The following is a 14,411-nucleotide window of genomic DNA, read 5'->3' as shown; positions in this document are numbered from 1 at the left end:
CTGAAATTTAGCAATCTCTTTGGTCTTCGCCTAGCCCTAATTTTCAAAAAATCGTATCTTTTTTAAACAAAATGGTTACTCTTTATAGATGTTTGTTTAAAAAATTTACATTCGGCCGCTAGGCTGAATAACGTGTATCTTTGAGTAAGCTTAAACCATTCGCCTGAGCCATAAATGCATCTTTCAGGACTGTCTGTTGCTCGACCTGTTTCAGCCCGAAATTACGTGCCCACACCACTGGGAAAAGCTCTGTAGTTTCCACCCAGCCAATCGCCGACATGCTATGCATCATCGCATCATTCTGGCCTTTACGGCGATGCTCATAACGTTTCAAGGTCTGTTCATGGGCCCACACTCCACGCGCTTTGTCATGCAGCAACACGTCACAGAGTACGGCAGCATCCAGACAGCCGATATTAACCCCTTGTCCAGCGAGCGGATGAATCACATGCGCAGCGTCACCAATCAGCGCCAAGCCATCTTGTACATACTGCTGTGCAGCACGAGCTTTGAGTGGGAATTTAGCTCGTGCTGTCGCTTCCAGCACTTCACCCAGCATATGATAGCTTTCACGGGTCAATAGTTGAGTGAAGTCAGCATCTGATAGCGCTGCATACTCATCGGCATAATCATCAGGTAATGTCCAGACTATGGATTGCCAGTGGCCTTGCTCTTCTTCTTTAAGACTCGCCATTGGCAGATAAGCCAAAGGACCAGTTTCCAGAAAAATCTGACGGGCCACATGCTGATGTGGCTGGGCTGTTCTAATTGCGCAGCTGATTCCGGCCTGTTTATAGTCCAGTACATCGATATCGATAAAGGCTTGCTCGCGCACAAAGGAGTTCGCGCCATCTGCGCCAATGACCAACTTAGTTTTGAGCTGGGTGCCATCTGCCAGATGAATGATCCAAACATCTACTCCACGTTCAACCCGGTTAACTTTGACCTGTGTGCGGTAATCTTGCACCTCTTCAAGCATCTTTTGCTGGATGGCCAGATTCAGAATACTCGGTTCCACCATTGAGCCTAGCGCCTGCTCTACAGAAGGTGTTCTTTCTGAAGAATGACCAAAGTTAATTTCACCATAGCCATTTTTATTCCAGACCTGCATTCCAGTATATGGCTGCTGGCGTGCAAGTTTTTCCCACACACCTACGGTTTTTAATAAATGAATAGTCGCCTGACTTAGAGCCAAAACCCGCGGATTGGCTACGCTTAAAGTTTTGTCTGCATCCAGAATAGGCGCAGCATCCAGAACAGTCGCTTGCACACCACCTTGAGCGAGTAATAAAGCCGTTAGACCGCCTACCAGACCGCCACCAACAATCACGACATCTAATACATCAGAACTTGGATTCAGACTCATGCTTTTAACCCCATGGCATAGTTAGCGACTAGTGGCTTGATACCAGGAATGGTATCAAAAGCAATCAGTCCGGTATTACGGATCAGTTTCAAGAATGGATTCTGGTTACTAAATCCACGTACGACTGAATCACAGAACTTAATCACTCTTTGCTGGTCATTCAAACGGGATTTTTCATAATCCTGTAATACTGCTGCATCACCTAAGTCTGCACCTTGTGACTGCTGTTCTTTCAGGTAGCGCACCAATACATGCGCATCTCGCATACACAGGTTAAAACCCTGACCCGCTACTGGATGAATTGTATGTGCAGCATTACCCATCAAGACCACGCGGCCTACAGCCTGTTTTTCTGCTAATACTTGGGACAATGGAAAACTGAAGCGCTTACCTGTTTTCTGGAATTTACCGGCACGATCGCCATAGGTTTCTTGTAAGGCGTTCAGGAAATGCTGGTCATTTTCTTCACCCAGCCATTCTCCTTCCGTTCCTTTTTTCACAGGCCAGACTACAGAACGACGATATTCACCTGGAAGTGGTAATAAGGCTAATGGGCCTAAGTGGCTAAACCGTTCAAAGCCAACATGATTATGTGGCTTAGAAGTTTGAACGGTAGTGACAATGGCGACCTGATCATAGTCATGTTCTGAAGCCCCAATACCGAGCGCTTTACGACAGAAAGAATCACGCCCATCAGCAGCAATCACCACTTTGGATTGAAGTTTCAATAAAGCATCACCACGTTGTGCTTCAAGATAAGCAAACTCAGCATCTTGAGTCAGAGAGCTGACCTGAACCCCATCAATCAGTTCAATGAGTGGTTCTTTTTTGACTTGAGTTAATAGCACACGACCTAGCCAGGCATTTTCAATCACTTGGCCAAAGCTTTCGACTTTTTCCTGTTCTGCAATTAAGCGCGCCTTACCAAAACTGCCCTGCTCAGTGATATTCACTTCAAGAATCGGCGTTGCATGTTCCTGCAAGGCATCCCAAAGCCCAAGTTCCTGATAAATCTGTACACTACGGCGTGACAAGGCACTATTACGTGCATCAAAGCTGGAATGATAGGGTGCAAGGTTTACATCATCATAATCTGGATATTTGATCGCTTCCAAAAGTTTGACTGCAATATTGGTTTTGGCCAACATCAGCGCGAGACTCAAGCCGACCATACCACCACCGACAATGATGACTTCTTGTTGCATGCTGTAATCCTTTCAATGGCGTACCTATATATAGATACTTATAATCATGATGAATTTTATATTAGCCTAAAAAATTTCTTTTTTATAATAAATTAGGTTGCGGTTTCGAAGCGAAGTCTGCTTGTGGTTAATTTATAGCTCACCTCAACGTCCTACTTAAATTTTTCAAAATACAGAAGTATCATCTGCCTGATAAAAAGCAGAAGAATTTTGGCACTGATTGTTAGGTTTAAAAGCTTGGCTTGGTATGAAATGATGAAGATGGGATCTGGATATAATTTTTTGAATTAACAATATTTATGTTTTTGAATTTATATAATATTTTTTATTTAACTTATTTAAAGTAAATACTCATTTTAAAAAATCATGCGATACGTAGCTTTAGCTTATATCGCATGATGATGTAAGGATTAACTTGCTTTCAATGTATAGGCATGGTCATTCAAACTTGCCAATATCTGTATAAATTGAGGAATGGTCTCGGCATTCAAGGTATAAGGATTGAATTCATCCAGATTATGTTCGGCAAAGAATCCAAGAATATCCTGATGGATATTGGCATATTTCATATGCCAGTCTGAGAAGAGACGGTCATTCACATCTTCAAAATACAGAACTTCACAATTTTTATGTCGAGGATCTTTCAAGATTTTTTTATAGAACAGATCTTCAATCTTGTTCCTATCTCCTTCCAGACATTGAACAAAGTAACCATTTCCATAATACAGAGCCCCAAAAATCGCATTACGTGAATTGAAATTCAACGCTTCTGTCAGAATATTGAATAGATCATTCATTGGATCTTCGCAATCATACAACTTACTAACATATAAAAGTCTTGCGTCGCTCATTGTCTACCTCAATATTTTAGATTATGTACATTACTCAATATTTTTCTGTTTAATATATATAACTGATTTTATAAAAATTTTCTATGATCAGATACAAAATAATTTATCGAATAGTAAAATAACTTGAAAAATAAAATAAATTTTTATATAAATTCAGCTACTTGCTTTTAACACGCATTTTCCAAATATTTCTATATTAAAAAGCTTCAAAATTTTGCTATTTGAGATCTGCCATCAAGTATCAGTTTTTTACTTTCTAAATGCTCATGTAATTTGAGCACCAGTTATCTTTGCCAGAACATCAGCAAGCCAGCAAAAATGTAAATCAGCGATTTGTTCTCAATCAATAGTGCAAGTGCTACGAATACGATAGCAAAGATGAAGGAACGGATTAAAGTCGCGATGTTTAATTTAGAAACGACAGTCTAAGTCGAGCTCAAGCAACTTATTAAGTATGTACTTTCTTACACCTCTCTTCTTATAATATTTTTAAAAGGTAATTGTTTTTAATTTCTAAATGATACAAAAACATGCTTATTTAATAATCAATCTTGTACTCTTTGACTTACAGCTATTCAAGTCCTTTACCCCTATTTTAGTTAAATGAATTTTCATATGATGATTACATCAGGAACAAGGAGTTCCACATAAGAATAACAATAGATAAGCACAAGGACAGTAAGGTACGACAGGAGTTATACCAAGCTAACCAATACGAAAAACCCCGGCAGGATGCCGGGGTTTTTTATTATTTAATGATTAAAAATTTGAAGATGATACTGAAGTTTCTAAACAGAAATCTTAGCAATCACTACTACCTATATCTTTCATCTACTTATAGAAAATTCCCAAATTTTGGTGTGAAGTTAATAATGTATACGTGATCTTTGAATTAATTCATCAATGGTTTCTGGAATTTCTTTTATTAAGCTGAATACTTTTACTTTTTATTAAAATTTTGAAACATATTTTAAGCCGGTTAATAAATAATAATAATTAATAAAAAATTCATTTTTTACCAGTTTCTAAACTCTAGTGAATATTTGAGTTCCCGTAAAATACGGCTACTTTTATATAAAACCAACCGTAATGATTTTAGATTAAATAATTAGTAATATTCACGGTCTTTCACTAGGTATATTTGTTAAACAAACATTGAGTATGGTAGTTTAAATTAAATACTTTAATAAAATAATAACTATGCTTTATTCAGTGCAATTTCTTAGGGGGATTGCTGCCTTAATGGTAGTTATAAGTCATACCTCCTTTAAAGGACAACAATACAGTGTTGATACACTTCAGTGGTATCACATAGGTGGTTCTGGCGTTGATTTATTTTTCATAATATCTGGCTTTATTATGTGTTATACAACATATAATAAAAAAGTTAATTTTCTAAATTTCATGAGAAACCGATTCATCCGAATCATTCCTCTTTATTGGGTTCTCAGTTTTTTTGCTTTAATTGTATTTCTGATTTCTCCAAATCTTATAAATTCATCCGGTGGTGAAACAGGAATTTTCGAATCTTTCTTTTTAATTCCGAATGGCAGTAAATTTTTAATTAATAATGGATGGACTTTAAGCTACGAATTTTATTATTATTTTATATTTTCTTTTTTCCTAATCTTTTTATTAAAAGACTTATATAAATATCTTTTTATCATTCTATATTTTTCAGTTGTTGTGGCTATAGGTTTAATACTCCAACCAAAATCTGAATTTCTGATGTTTTTAACCCATAATCTTTTGCTTGAATTCGCTTTAGGCGTTCTGGCATTTATCATTATAAAAAATACTAGTCTTTCCCGATTAATGTCTATATTTATGATTCTTGTCGGTGCTTCCCTATTAGTCTATCAAAACTTTTATAAACTACCTGATTTCATCACCTTGAGATCATTAAAAATCGGGATCCCAATGTTTTTCATTTTTGTTGGATGCGTAGCTTTAGAAGACTTAATCACAGAAACTAAATCACTAATTTTAAGATTCTTTAATCATCTTGGAGATTCATCTTACTCTTTATATTTGATTCATCCTTTTACTTTAAGCCCAGTTGCTATGGTTTTAAACAAACTCAATATATTAAACCCTTACCTATTTAGCTCTATACTTATTACCTCTTCGATCTTGGCAGGCTCTATTACGTATCTAGTTTTAGAAAAAAGGTTAATTAAATTAGGCAAAGAACCATTTAACTTCTTTAGGTATTTTTATCCGGTCGATAGAAAAAACTTATAGAGATTTTTTGATCACTTTATACGGTTTTTATCGATTTAAAATTTTATATAGGTTGACTAATTTAGAAATGGAAAACGGAGCTTAAGCTCCGTTTCTGTTAAATGTCCTTTATATCTTTTAGATTAACTAATCTGTTATAGAAATCAGTTAATTAAAAAAATATAAATGACTTCAATTAACTTTTAGTCAGTTAACGTACTACTCGAGCTTGAGACTCATGATGTACATCACGTCGACCCAATTTTGTACCAGTATAGATCAGATACAAGGCAGACAAACCAACCAATACATAGATAATTCGAGATAGTGCACTCATTTCACCAAAGATGGCAGCGACTAAATCAAAGTTAAACGCACCAACCAGCCCCCAGTTGATGCCACCAATAATCGCTAAAGCATAAGCAATCCAGTCAAGCGTATTTAGTCTCATCATTTTTCTCCTGCTCTTCTTTGAGTTTATTTAAGGAACAGGTCAAGTATGAGAACGAAATCGGAATTAATATGTTGCTTTGATGCTAAAAACTCAATTGCTGTGTTGAATTCCTGTCATCTTATAATTCTCAATTTTAACAAAGTTAATTTTATTTGAATAAGTCGCGATTAACGTAAGTAAAAGTCTTGCATGTTTCTCGATAGTATCTTTGTTCTGTCTAGCTATTGGATAACCTCTTGCCTAAGAAATTAATCCATTTTTTCTTAAAATTTTATAAATATTCATTTTAATATCAATAAATTAAAAAATTACTATCATTCACGAATACATTTTTAACTTTCTACTATATAAAAAAGCCGGTGAGATCACCGGCTTTTTTATATCTTTCATTTAAGCAGCATGGGCTTTGGCCATTAAGGCTTCAATATCTTCCACGGTTTTCACAACTTTTGCAGTTAGCACTAGTGGGCCATTTTTGGTAGCAACCACATCATCTTCAATCCGGATTCCGATACCGCGCCATTTAACATCTACAGTTTCATCATCTCGCGCAATATAAAGACCCGGCTCAACGGTCACGACCATACCTTCTTCATATGCACGCCATTCACCGTTAGCTTTATAAGTACCTACATCATGTACATCCATACCCAGCCAATGCCCTGTACCGTGCATATAGAACTGGCGGAAACTTTCAGTCTGGATAATTTCGTCAATCTCCCCCTGCATAATCCCCAGATCAAGTAAACCTTGAACCAGAATGCGAACCGCCACATTATGCGGCTCTTTATAAGAATTCCCGATTTGAACAGCATTGATCGCAGCAATCTGTGCATCCAGTACGACATTATATAAAGCTTTTTGTTCCGGACTGAATTTACCATTCACCGGGAAAGTACGGGTAATGTCCGAAGCATAAAACTGATATTCACAGGCAGCATCAATCAGAACCAGATCACCATCTTTCAGTTCTTTGTCATTCTCTACATAATGCAGAATACAGGCATTTTCACCGCCACCAACAATACTGTTGTACGATGGTACACAGCCATTTTTACCAAAGACATAATTTAATTCTGCTTCTAAAGCATATTCCATCATGCCTGGACGAACTTTCTGCATAGCCAGTGTATGGGCTTCTGCAGAAATATCCGATGCAAGCTGCATCAGTTCAATTTCATTTTCATCTTTATGCAGACGCATTTCATCAACGATACGATCCAGCTGCATGATCTGTGCCGGTGCAGAAGTACCACGGCGGCTTTCACCACTGGCTGTTGCGATCCATTTGGCTACACGTGCATCAAATTCGGCATTGTGCCCAATCCGGTAGAAAAGCTTGTCTTTGTTCTGAAGCTTGGTGAGGATTTCCTCATCCAGTAGATCAATCGCATAAGCTTCGTCTGCTTCATAATCATCAACGGCGCCATCTACTCCGGCACGGTAGCCGTTCCAGATTTCCATTTCACGATCACGTTCACGGCAGAACAGACTATAGGTATAGCCTTCTTCTTCAGTATCGAAAGTTTCAATTACTGCAACTGCTTCAGGCTCAGCAAATCCGGTCAGGTAAAAGAAACTGCTGTCCGCGCGGTATTTATAATCTGCATCACGGTTACGCAGGGCAACCGGGCTGGTGGCAATAATCGCGATACTACGTAATCCCATTTCCCCTGCGAGGATGTCACGACGTTCCTGAAAATCGGCTTGAGTCAGTTTCTTCATTACACCTTACTTCTTATCAATTGCTACTGTTATTTAAAATTTGGTCCTGAAAACAGGTCAGATTAATTTACTATCATCATGAGAAGGATCAGCAAAAAATATGCCGGTTTTCAGAACCGTTTTTTAATTTGTGTCTAGAACCACTTGAACTTAACTCGGACGTTTCGGCGAGAAAATTTCAACTACAGATTGCGCTTCAGTCGCAGAAGCTGGAGCTGGTGCTTTTTGCGTGAATTTCTGCAATAAAGGTGTTTCTTCAACCTCTACTTTTTTACGACCGACGGACAGACTTACCGGAATCAGACGAACAAACTCATACAGCTCCTGATAGCTTTCTTCGCCTTCGGCATCGTCATCAGAATCTTCAAACTCGACTGCTGCAACATCTTGTAAATGTTCAATCAGTTCCATTTCATCATTACGGATATGACCTGAGGCCAAGCCAAAACCAAGCACTACGCCTGCACACCAGTCAGCCAATGCCTGAACGCGTTCAGCCAAGCTATGCTCATCATCTGGTAGTAATGGCAGATAATCCAGTTCATCTTCAGACAGCGCATGAAATATGTCTTCTGCCTCACCCGTTAACAATTCTAATGCTTCAGGATTCAGTTCAGGGACATCTAGCGTTTCTAGAATCTGTACCCATTCATCACTTGAAGGTGCCTGAGTGACACAGACAATTCCGGTAAGCAAACCATGCAGTTCGCTTGGGCTAGAAATTTCTTCAATTGAAGAAAAATTGCGGTACCATTCTGACCAACCTGAAATATCGTCTTGCATTCGTTTATCCAATCTCTATACTGCTTTATATATTACCTTTGTTTGCAACACTGTGCGACCTCGATATGTTAGAAGAATTACAGCGTCTACAAGTGCATATTGGCGTTTTAAAAACGCGACTTGCACAACTTGAAAGTGAGAATACCAGTTTACGTGAGAAGCAAGAGGCTTCAAGCGTGCAACATGAAACTCAAATTGAACAAAAAAATAGCTTTATTGCGCAAAAACAACAAGAAATCCAGAACCTCAATCAGCAACTGACAGAATCACGTAACCAGTTTCAGCATTTAAACCAGGATGCTACAGCACTGGCAGATCGTTATAGCCGTCTGGAAAAAAGTTGTACTGATCTAAAGAACCGTTTTCAGGAAATTCTGGCTGAACGCAATGAGTTACGCGTGCTGAAAGAAAAGTTATTGCTGGAACAGCGTCATGCCCAGCAGGAAATTCAGCGGCTGAATCAGGAATCTGAACGTCTTACCCAGAAAAATGAAAATGCCAAAGCTAAAGTTGAAGCCATTATTCAACGTCTGGCGATTTTGGGAACAGCCCAAGATCAAAATGCACAGGAAATTCAGCAATTGGCCCATCCTACTGAAGTGACTGAGGAAGCTTCATCATGAGTGAACAAATCGCAATCGACTTAAAGGTATTGGGTCATAGTTTCCGTCTGGCCTCCACTGCGGATCAGCAGGATGAACTACAACGTGCAGCGCAATTACTCAATGAAAAATACGATGAATTTCGCCGTAAAGCACCTCGTATGGAACCAAGTAAACTGATCATTATGGTGGCACTGGAACTGATGCAGGAAGTATTGACGATGAATAAATCCCTGCAACAATATGCACACTGCGAACGTTTGTTACAAACTATTTTGCAAGAAGTTGAAGAACTAACTGAATAATCGAGTTTTTTGTTTAAACTTCGGTCGTTCGACTAAACTGTTTACAGTTCACGAACAGCATAGAGTTGCCACATCAACATTATCGTTTATACTTAGTCTAACTCTGAGATGTTCGCCAGCGGGTCAGATTCCCCTGAGCCGATATTTAAATCTTAGGATTGAGTTCTGCATATTTAGAGTGTATGCCCATCCGGTATGGGAAACCCAGCAAGTATGCGTCTCGTCCACCTTGAACTTTAGGGTTCAAGGGTAATGACATGCAGCGGCATCCTCGGAGTGCTTCTATTTTTCTCAAAATATTTCATCATTTATCTTCTTTTCTAATTCTTAAATTTATTGCATTTTTCCTGGTTTAGTGTCCTATACCCGTACCTTTTTTCGTCTTTTAAAAAATTGACTAGTCTAAACATAGATCGATTAACTCATCATAAATGTTTCATTATTTTTAAAATTTAATCAAAAATTCATACAGATGCCTATAATACTCGTTATGTTGCTACCCTCTATTTAAGTTATGGCATTTTATTAATCTAATGCCTTAAAATCCTGAAGACCATATTTATGACGACGATGAATCTTTCCGAACTTCGCAAACAGCTACGTAAACAGCGCCGTCAACTCTCTCGTTTTACCCAGAAACAGACTCAACAACGTATCCTGAATATGATTCGGACTTTGCCAGAATTTCATGCAAGCAAATCTGTGGGGGTTTATCTGGATGCTTTCGGTGAGGTTCGGACTCAGGCACTGATTGAATACTGCTTTAAGCACCATAAACGGGTTTATCTCCCCAATATTTGCAATATGAACCAGCAACTCACTTGGGTAGAAATCAGCCAGAATCAATATCGTTCCCAGCGTTTTGCTCATCATCGGTTGGGAATGCGTGAACCCATGGCTACACGTGGTCTGCATGTCTCAAAACTAGATCTTTTAGTTATGCCACTATTAGCCTGTGATCAATATGGCACCCGAATTGGTATGGGTGGTGGCTATTATGATCGTACGCTGGCAACACCACCGCACCGTCCTTTTCGTCTGGGGTTAGCACATGACTTTCAGCTGATCCCACAGCCTTTAACCCGAGAAGTTTGGGACCAGCCTCTAGATGCCCTGCTTACGCCTACACTTTTACAACGTTTTAAGCGTTAAACAATGTATTTCCAAATACATAAGTACTTTAAAATCACATAATTAGTCATTTTTTATACAATTTAGTCGCTATAGCCCTTGTAATTTTTAAATTACCCATCACTATTAAAAACATGGCAACACCGTTGTCACTCATTAGGAGTGCCCATGTCTGAAATTATTATGAATCAAGAAACCTTAGAGCCTCAGGTTCCAAGTGTATTACCACTTTTGGCGCTACGTGATGTGGTGGTGTACCCACACATGCAAATTGCGCTATTTGTCGGTCGTGAAAAATCGATCAATGCAGTTGATGTGGCTCGTAACAGTGACAATCTAGTATTTGTAGTTGCGCAAAAAGATTCGCTTACAGAAGAAATTGATCACGACAACTTATATCAATACGGTACTGTCGCGAAGATTGTGCAAGTTGTGAATCACGAAAATGATGAAAATTGTATTAAAGTCCTGATTGAGGGACTGTATCGTGCCAAGCTCAAAACCATCATTGATGAAAATGAGTATTTGACTGCTGAGCATGAACTTAGCCCAATGACTGTGTCAGTCGATGAAACAACTCAAGCTACGCGCTTGCAGGAGCTGCGTGCCCTGTTCGCTCAGTATGCTGAAGCAAAACTTCGTAATGCTCGTGAGCTGATTGCAGCTGCGAATAAAATCGAAGACTTGTTGCAACTGTTATTCTTCGTAGCGACCCGTGTTCCTTTGAATATCGAAGTGAAACAGAAATTCCTGGAATATGACGAGTTCGATGCACATTTAACTGAGTTGATGACTTATCTACTGCAACAGTCTGAAGAACAGCAGATCGAACAGACTTTGCATGACTCTGTTAAACGCCAGATGGAAAAAAACCAGCGCGAATACTTCCTGAATGAAAAAATGAAAGTCATTCAGCGCGAGCTTTCCGATATGAATGGCGGTGCAGAAGATGACGTTGCGGAAATCGAAAAACGTCTGGCTGAAGCTGATCTGCCTGAGCATGTGCGTAAGAAAGCGGAATCTGAGTTCCGTAAACTCAAAGCGATGCAACCAGCCTCTAGCGAAGCTGCGGTAGTTCGCAACTATCTGGAAGTCATTCTAGATACGCCATGGAACAAAGCCAGCAAAGTTAGCATTAACCTGAATAAAGCTCAGGAAATCCTGGATGCCGATCACTATGGTCTGGACGATGTCAAAGACCGTATTGTGGAATATCTGGCGGTTCAGTCTCGCGTGAAAAAATTACGCGGTCCAATCCTGTGTCTGGTTGGTCCTCCAGGTGTAGGTAAAACTTCCTTGGGTGAATCGATTGCCAAAGCGACTGGCCGTGAGTTTGTCCGTATGGCCCTAGGTGGTGTACGTGACGAAGCAGAAATTCGTGGTCACCGTCGTACCTACATTGGTGCGATGCCAGGTAAGATCGTGCAGTCATTAACCAAAGTTGGCGTGAAAAACCCGCTGTTCTTGCTCGATGAGATTGACAAGATGGCTCAAGACTACCGCGGTGATCCAGCTTCTGCGATGCTTGAAGTACTTGATCCATCACAGAACAACAAGTTCAATGATCACTATCTTGATTTGGACCTTGACCTGTCAGAAGTGATGTTCATCTGTACTGCCAACAGCATGAATATTCCTGAAGCCCTCTTGGACCGTATGGAAGTGATTCGTCTGCCTGGCTATACCGAAGAAGAGAAAGTTAACATTGCTGACCGTTACCTTGTTCCTAAAGCAATCAAGAACAATGGTTTACGTGCTAAAGAGTTGACTGTGCATGAAGAAGCGATTCGTGACATCGTGCGTCGTTATACTCGTGAAGCCGGTGTTCGTAACCTTGAACGTGAAGTGTCTAAAATTGCACGTAAGGTAGTGAAAGAAGCAGTTAGCAAGAAAGCTAAAAATCTTCAGGTTGAAGTGAATGCGGGTAATCTTCCAGATTACTTAGGTCCACACAAATTTGACTACGGTATGGCGGAAGAAGAGGCTCAAATCGGCCGTGTAAATGGCTTGGCTTGGACTTCAGTGGGTGGTGAGTTACTGACTATTGAAGTTGCAGCAGTACCTGGTAAAGGTAAATTCATTACCACCGGTTCACTTGGTGATGTAATGAAAGAATCGATTACCGCTGCCATGACTGTCGTTCGTACCCGTGCGGCTGAGCTAGGTATCGAAGCGTCTCGCTTTGAAGAAACTGATGTGCACGTGCATTTACCAGAAGGTGCGACTCCGAAAGATGGTCCATCTGCAGGTTTGGCACTGACCACTGCTCTAGTTTCTGCATTCACCGGTATTGCGATTCGTCCAGATATTGCGATGACAGGTGAAACCAGCTTAAGTGGCCGTGCAATGCGTATCGGTGGCCTGAAAGAGAAACTGCTTGCTGCGCACCGTGGTGGCATTAAACTGGTGTTCATTCCACAGGAAAACGTTCGTGACCTTGCGGAAATTCCTGAAAATGTAAAAGAAGGCTTAGAAATCAAAGCTGTGAAATCGATTGATGAGATTTTACCTCTGGCTTTGATCGATATGCCGAAAGCACTGGTGAAACCACCAATTGTGAAAGCAAGTGAAGAAGCTAAAGCTGCACGTCATTAAGACCTAAAGGCTTTGAAAAACACCCTGCTCTGGCAGGGTGTTTTTGTATTTAGGCGAGGTTAATTTTAAAGACGAATCACCATATCGACCAAGCCATTCACGACCTGAGCCATCTTGGTCAGATCCAGTTTATCTAAGGTATCCTGCTCGGTATTGTAGTAAGGATTACGATAATGCGCTGTGTCTGTAATCAGCATAGTTGAATAGTTAAACTTGGCATAATTCAGATAACCAGAAAAATTCATGTCCTGAGCGAATGCCGGACTGACAAAACGCTGACAGTCCAGACGCTTGAAACGTTGCATGGACGCACAGTAATCTCCTGTCAAACCGGCCGATGCCAAATGTCCAATCGCAGCAATAAAGTTTCCATGTCGGGGATAGATCCATTTCAATCCTGTCGGATAGGTCTGCACCAGATTTTCATCATAATAACCAATAGAATCCAGAATAATGACACCTTTCACTTTTTGTTTCTGGGCCTTTAATGCTTTGGCATGTAGATAGCTTCCCATATGTTCAGTCTTGAAATAGGGTGGCTCCTCCAGTGTATAGAAAGCAAACTCGATATTATGTTTGAGTTTTGACTTTTGTAAGGCCAATAATCGAGCTGTTTCCAGTACCCCTGCTACACCGGAAGCATTGTTATCTGCTCCATACAGATCACTAAAGACATCATAATGCGCACCAATAACCAGTTTGGTTTTGGCTTTAGCATTAAGCTGACATACCACATTTCTATAGCTTAGGCTATTTACGATATAATTTTGGAACTGACATGGGATGCCAAGCAGACGCATCTGTTCTTTGAGCCATGCTGAGACCCGGTTTAATTCACTGGTATTTTTAAAATTCCGGTATTCGTCCACACTGATAATCTGTTTGATAAACAGTTCCAGATATTCTGGCTGTGCCTGTTTGGAGGAAAAATTTGCAGGCGCAGCAAAGCTCATGCCTGAACTGGTTAAACCGAGAATAATTAGTAGAAAAGTACAATATCTTTTAATAATGAAACTGGTCCGCATTTCTTATTATCCATTCCTTTATTATCAAGCGGATACTTGAATCATGGATATTAAAGCAACATTAAATTCATGATTTCAATTTCAATTTGTTTCCCTAGCTCAACTTCGTGTTGTTTGATCGTTATAATGAAGTATCTAATTATTGA

General features: G+C 39.7%; 12 protein-coding genes and 1 other RNA gene. 6 read left to right on the top strand and 7 right to left on the bottom strand.

What is annotated here, in order from left to right; translation table 11 throughout:
- Nucleotides 1–118: 118 nt before the first annotated feature.
- The 3 genes from FTV13_RS01840 to FTV13_RS01830 form a co-directional block, all read right to left on the bottom strand.
- Nucleotides 119–1,366: an FAD-dependent monooxygenase gene (locus FTV13_RS01840; protein ID WP_179992080.1), complete on the bottom strand. Its 1,248-nt coding sequence runs from the start codon at nt 1,364–1,366 to the stop codon at nt 119–121.
- Complete coding sequence (gene ubiH / locus FTV13_RS01835; protein ID WP_034703738.1) at nt 1,363–2,571, bottom strand: 2-octaprenyl-6-methoxyphenyl hydroxylase; 1,209 nt, start codon at nt 2,569–2,571, stop codon at nt 1,363–1,365. Before ubiH ends, FTV13_RS01840 begins: the two co-directional genes overlap by 4 nt.
- Before the next feature lie 410 nt (nt 2,572–2,981).
- The gene (locus tag FTV13_RS01830) at nt 2,982–3,422 is read right to left on the bottom strand and encodes a BLUF domain-containing protein (protein ID WP_004782875.1); all 441 of its coding nucleotides are present in this window, start codon (nt 3,420–3,422) and stop codon (nt 2,982–2,984) included.
- Between the two features lie 1,200 nt (nt 3,423–4,622).
- Here FTV13_RS01830 and FTV13_RS01825 point away from each other — a divergent pair.
- On the top strand, nt 4,623–5,666 hold the full coding sequence (locus FTV13_RS01825) for an acyltransferase (RefSeq protein ID WP_257218392.1): 1,044 nt from the start codon (nt 4,623–4,625) through the stop codon (nt 5,664–5,666).
- Nucleotides 5,667–5,856: 190 nt separating this feature from the next.
- Here FTV13_RS01825 and FTV13_RS01820 read toward each other — a convergent pair whose 3' ends face one another.
- The 3 genes from FTV13_RS01820 to FTV13_RS01810 all read right to left on the bottom strand — a co-directional run bounded on the left by FTV13_RS01820 (nt 5,857) and on the right by FTV13_RS01810 (nt 8,607).
- Complete coding sequence (locus FTV13_RS01820) at nt 5,857–6,096, bottom strand: DUF378 domain-containing protein (RefSeq protein ID WP_034703714.1); 240 nt, start codon at nt 6,094–6,096, stop codon at nt 5,857–5,859.
- Between the two features lie 393 nt (nt 6,097–6,489).
- A complete protein-coding gene (pepP, locus tag FTV13_RS01815) occupies nt 6,490–7,824 on the bottom strand; it encodes a Xaa-Pro aminopeptidase (RefSeq protein WP_180010786.1) in 1,335 nt (444 codons plus the stop codon).
- A gap of 150 nt (nt 7,825–7,974) precedes the next feature.
- On the bottom strand, nt 7,975–8,607 hold the full coding sequence (locus tag FTV13_RS01810) for a UPF0149 family protein (protein WP_034170482.1): 633 nt from the start codon (nt 8,605–8,607) through the stop codon (nt 7,975–7,977).
- A gap of 65 nt (nt 8,608–8,672) precedes the next feature.
- On the opposite strand from FTV13_RS01810, the gene FTV13_RS01805 reads away from it, so the two are divergent.
- The 5 genes from FTV13_RS01805 to lon all read left to right on the top strand — a co-directional run bounded on the left by FTV13_RS01805 (nt 8,673) and on the right by lon (nt 13,240).
- Entirely contained in the window at nt 8,673–9,230 is a 558-nt protein-coding gene (locus FTV13_RS01805) for a hypothetical protein (RefSeq protein WP_004782884.1), read from the top strand.
- Nucleotides 9,227–9,514, top strand: a complete 288-nt coding sequence (locus tag FTV13_RS01800) for a cell division protein ZapA (protein WP_180010784.1) — start codon at nt 9,227–9,229, stop codon at nt 9,512–9,514. The genes FTV13_RS01805 and FTV13_RS01800 overlap by 4 nt, the downstream gene beginning before the upstream one ends.
- Nucleotides 9,515–9,611: 97 nt before the next feature.
- Nucleotides 9,612–9,796: non-coding RNA, 6S RNA (ssrS, locus tag FTV13_RS01795), on the top strand.
- 288 nt (nt 9,797–10,084) lie between these two features.
- Complete coding sequence (locus tag FTV13_RS01790; protein WP_180010850.1) at nt 10,085–10,666, top strand: 5-formyltetrahydrofolate cyclo-ligase; 582 nt, start codon at nt 10,085–10,087, stop codon at nt 10,664–10,666.
- Between the two features lie 147 nt (nt 10,667–10,813).
- Nucleotides 10,814–13,240 carry an endopeptidase La gene (lon, locus tag FTV13_RS01785; protein WP_034703702.1) on the top strand — a complete coding sequence of 809 codons (2,427 nt, stop codon included), beginning with the start codon at nt 10,814–10,816 and terminating at the stop codon, nt 13,238–13,240.
- 65 nt (nt 13,241–13,305) lie between these two features.
- Here lon and FTV13_RS01780 read toward each other — a convergent pair whose 3' ends face one another.
- Nucleotides 13,306–14,265 (bottom strand): M28 family peptidase, encoded by a 960-nt coding sequence (locus tag FTV13_RS01780; RefSeq protein WP_179992084.1) that lies wholly within the window; start codon nt 14,263–14,265, stop codon nt 13,306–13,308.
- Nucleotides 14,266–14,411: the final 146 nt, after the last annotated feature.

The sequence above is a fragment of the Acinetobacter sp. YH12235 genome (assembly GCF_013417705.1).
Taxonomy (GTDB): domain Bacteria; phylum Pseudomonadota; class Gammaproteobacteria; order Pseudomonadales; family Moraxellaceae; genus Acinetobacter.
Note: the sequence above shows the minus strand (reverse complement) of the source record. Positions and strands in the feature narration are given on the sequence as shown.

Coding starts and splice junctions, on each gene's coding strand:
- FTV13_RS01800 (WP_180010784.1), top strand. CDS start 9,227: ATGAGTGAACAAATCGCAATCGACTTAAAGGTATTGGGTCATAGTTTC.
- lon (WP_034703702.1), top strand. CDS start 10,814: ATGTCTGAAATTATTATGAATCAAGAAACCTTAGAGCCTCAGGTTCCA.
- FTV13_RS01840 (WP_179992080.1), bottom strand. CDS start 1,366: ATGAGTCTGAATCCAAGTTCTGATGTATTAGATGTCGTGATTGTTGGT.
- FTV13_RS01780 (WP_179992084.1), bottom strand. CDS start 14,265: ATGCGGACCAGTTTCATTATTAAAAGATATTGTACTTTTCTACTAATT.
- ubiH (WP_034703738.1), bottom strand. CDS start 2,571: ATGCAACAAGAAGTCATCATTGTCGGTGGTGGTATGGTCGGCTTGAGT.
- FTV13_RS01820 (WP_034703714.1), bottom strand. CDS start 6,096: ATGAGACTAAATACGCTTGACTGGATTGCTTATGCTTTAGCGATTATT.
- pepP (WP_180010786.1), bottom strand. CDS start 7,824: ATGAAGAAACTGACTCAAGCCGATTTTCAGGAACGTCGTGACATCCTC.
- FTV13_RS01790 (WP_180010850.1), top strand. CDS start 10,085: ATGAATCTTTCCGAACTTCGCAAACAGCTACGTAAACAGCGCCGTCAA.
- FTV13_RS01825 (WP_257218392.1), top strand. CDS start 4,623: ATGCTTTATTCAGTGCAATTTCTTAGGGGGATTGCTGCCTTAATGGTA.
- FTV13_RS01830 (WP_004782875.1), bottom strand. CDS start 3,422: ATGAGCGACGCAAGACTTTTATATGTTAGTAAGTTGTATGATTGCGAA.
- FTV13_RS01810 (WP_034170482.1), bottom strand. CDS start 8,607: ATGCAAGACGATATTTCAGGTTGGTCAGAATGGTACCGCAATTTTTCT.
- FTV13_RS01805 (WP_004782884.1), top strand. CDS start 8,673: ATGTTAGAAGAATTACAGCGTCTACAAGTGCATATTGGCGTTTTAAAA.